Source organism: Psychrobacillus sp. (genome assembly GCF_056205495.1).
Map to the genome: position 1 here is coordinate 1 of NZ_JBAEAP010000306.1, position 3,230 is coordinate 3,230.

The 3,230-nt window shown below is 34.2% G+C and carries 6 protein-coding genes; all 6 read right to left on the bottom strand.

Annotated elements, in window-relative coordinates; translation table 11 throughout:
• Window positions 1-180 precede the first annotated feature (180 nt).
• Window positions 181-300 carry a YjcZ family sporulation protein gene (locus tag AC06OU_RS08945; protein ID WP_251556990.1) on the bottom strand — a complete coding sequence of 40 codons (120 nt, stop codon included), beginning with the start codon at window positions 298-300 and terminating at the stop codon, window positions 181-183.
• Between the two features lie 158 nt (window positions 301-458).
• Window positions 459-1,223 carry a hypothetical protein gene (locus AC06OU_RS08950; RefSeq protein WP_475855296.1) on the bottom strand — a complete coding sequence of 255 codons (765 nt, stop codon included), beginning with the start codon at window positions 1,221-1,223 and terminating at the stop codon, window positions 459-461.
• Entirely contained in the window at window positions 1,220-1,357 is a 138-nt protein-coding gene (locus AC06OU_RS08955; RefSeq protein WP_475855297.1) for a hypothetical protein, read from the bottom strand. Before AC06OU_RS08955 ends, AC06OU_RS08950 begins: the two co-directional genes overlap by 4 nt.
• 54 nt (window positions 1,358-1,411) lie before the next feature.
• A complete protein-coding gene (locus AC06OU_RS08960) occupies window positions 1,412-2,137 on the bottom strand; it encodes an ABC transporter ATP-binding protein (protein WP_475855298.1) in 726 nt (241 codons plus the stop codon).
• On the bottom strand, window positions 2,138-2,350 hold the full coding sequence (locus AC06OU_RS08965; RefSeq protein WP_475855299.1) for a PLDc N-terminal domain-containing protein: 213 nt from the start codon (window positions 2,348-2,350) through the stop codon (window positions 2,138-2,140).
• On the bottom strand, window positions 2,351-3,230 hold an 880-nt coding region (locus AC06OU_RS08970; protein ID WP_475855300.1), incomplete at its 5' end, for a transcriptional regulator.

A 3,230-nucleotide genomic window follows, 5' to 3' on the forward strand; every position in this document is an offset into this window, starting at 1 on the left:
CTTGTTTAGGTAGTCAAAAGCCGATGTTCCTCACTATTTAAGGACATCGGCTTTTTTGTAATTATTGTCTTCTATTTGATTTCATCTAAAAAAAACAACTAACTCAATTAAGAGAAAGTCGATTTTTTTAGAAGAAAGTTAAGAATGGGATTTATTTTTAACTTAGCTAGTAGCAACTAACTAATAAATGAACGATGCTCCCACAATTATAAGTAGGATAAACAACACTATAAGTAGCACGAAACCAGATCCACTATTACCATAACCTGCTCCGCCACCTTGATTTTCATATCCAGACATTTACTATTCCCCCTCTCCTCCTGATACTTATAGATTATGTAAGAAAAAAAATATGGATAAGGTAATTTATTACATAATCGATAAATAATTATTGGACAAATGAAGATAGAGTTTCGAGAAAAGAGGCTATGTAGGGCTTGCACCCATTAACCTTATTGTTATAGTTGTTTTTTATTGAAAATAGCTATGGAACTTAAAAGGATTATGAAAATACTTGCAACGGTTAGCCAAATAACATTCGTAAAATCTTCTGTTGCCATAGCACCGGTTAATAATTCTACATTATTCGTTGCTAGCCGGATCGGGTTGTATGCTTCTGTTTTCTCAAACATATTTAGCAGTAGTAATGCCACAAATACTATTCCCGAAAAAAGCATCGGCATATAGGTTGATGCTGCTAAGACATTTCCAAACAAAAATACAGCAATCATTAAAATGCCAAATAACCATAAACAAAAAGCAGCAAAGTAGTAATGCGAAACAATACTCATATCCCAATAATAAGATGTATATGCGAAGGTCGTCCAAAAAGCTAGAGCATAGCTTAGTGTCCAAATAAGTGATATAGCTGTCGCTTTCGACCAGATAACTGTTTTTCTTGAAAGCCCTTTTGTTAACATGAGGATAAGGGTCCCTTTTGACAACTCTGCTGATAGTGTAGTACTAAATAAAATAATGAACAAAATAATACCCATCTGTGAGACATTTTTATAAAACTGAATCCAAGAATCGAGGGCAGTTGGCTCTGGAATATCCATTACCACACCTGCTGGCATAAACTGTTCAAATAATACAGGCATTAATTTTGCAGTTAACGGGCTCAAAATGCCAAGACCTAAAAAAATAGTGAGGATAATCCACAATTTATAAGTACGGTGTGATTCAATTAATTCTTTTTTTACAAATGCTTGAAATGATTTCATTTAACCACATCCATAAATATATTTTCTAATGATTGCTCCATTTTTTCTAACTTTTGCGGAAAAACTTGTGCTTCCTGGAACGCGTGCAAAACTAACTGCTCTGTAAAATGTGTATGTTTAAATTGCAGACTCATTTTCTCCTCTTTAAAATTACTATCATTCAACAAATTTTGAATACTTGATAATCCTCAAAATTTATTTTTATCATCCTCTGTTCCAAATTGAATATACAATTGATCAGATTGATATTGCCTTTTTATAGCTTGTAGATCACCCTCCATCACAATTTTACCTTCATGTAACACAGCAATATCGTCACAAATACGTTCCACATCAGATAATACATGTGTTGAAAAAATAACCGTTGTTTTCTGCTTTACTTCATGTAAGATGTCTAGTATCTGTTTTCGACCAATTGGATCCAATGCTGAGGTCGGTTCATCACAAATTAATAATTTAGGCTCATTTAAAAGTGCTTGCGCAATTCCTAGACGTTGCTTCATCCCTCTTGAATAAGTACCAATCCTACCAGATTCGTTAGCCAATCCAATAAGATCTAACAATTCATCGCTTTTCTGCTTCGTATATGGTTGCTTCAAACCAGTAATTTCACCACATAATAGAAGGTATTCTCTTGCAGTCATAAAGGGATAAAACATTGGAACATCAGGTAAAAATCCAATGTATTTATTGGTTTTCGTCTCACCGAAACGAACCAATTCTCCACAAATATTTAAACTACCTTCATCTGGTTGTAATAAACCTAATAACATTTTCATTGTAGTCGTTTTTCCTGAACCATTTCTGCCAAGAAAGCCAAAGACTCGATTCTCTTCAACTGTAAATGAAATATCATCAATTACTTTTTTTTCTGCGAATTGCTTCTTCAGTCCTTTCACTTCAACAATGGACATTTATTTATCACTCCGTCCAAATACGAAATAAATAACAGGACCAATAAATTGAAAGAAGAGTACTACTATAATCCACATCACCTGGTTACCAAACCGATATGTTGGGTGCTTTATTACATGTACTACTGCAAAGATGGCCAATCCAAACTGAATAATAATCAGTGGTAATAAAAATGGTAAATATTCTATTAATGTTGACATGTTGCTCTCCATTTACTTTTTTCCTCCTAATGAGAATTTTAAATTTTCGACAAGCAATTTATATAAAGGATCCTCTTGAATAAAACCGAACGCCGGTTGTGCGCATACGCTTTGCAGCATACTTTCTTTAATCACTTCATCATCCCGTACTGCATTAATACCTAAATCTAAATTTTCAAGCCATTCATCAATTAACGTAAAAAAACTATCTCCATGTAATGTAAATGGAAAAACGTCAGACGTGCAAACCCCTACATATCTTTCCAACCAGTACAACGTTTTCTCACGATTTCCTTGCATTGCGTATCCTTGGGCAGCTGCATAGTAAAACTGCAACACGATATTCGGATGCAATTCCTTTAATCCAAAAATAGAAGTAATCCCTTCCATGCGCAGAATGGTTTCTTCGAATTTCTCTTGATCGTCAATAGTTAATAACATATATGAATGAGCAGTCCCAACTAGACTTGATAAGCTTTGATACATATTCACTTGTAAGGTGCGTTTTGCTTGCTCTACATCACCCATCATTTGAAAGGCATTAGATAGTACAATTTCATCACCAACAGCAGGGCGTAACGTATCCCCCAACAAAGACAGTACTTCTGTAGGTTTCTTTAATAATAAATAAATAACTGCTTGTAACGAATTTGCCTGCTTATTAAGCCAAACATCCTCACTTTCTTGCTTAATCCTTACAAACAGTTGAGCTGTCTCTTCTAAAATAGCTTGTTGTTTTTCCTCCGTTGGCGCGAGCATATAATGATTCAAATAAAGAACACCCATTTGCAGTAAGAAGGGAAAGCATGCATAATACTTTTGAATTATACTTTGACTTTCCTCGTATACTAAATCAAAATCCTGTTTACTAAATTTTGTAGCAAGCTCGTGA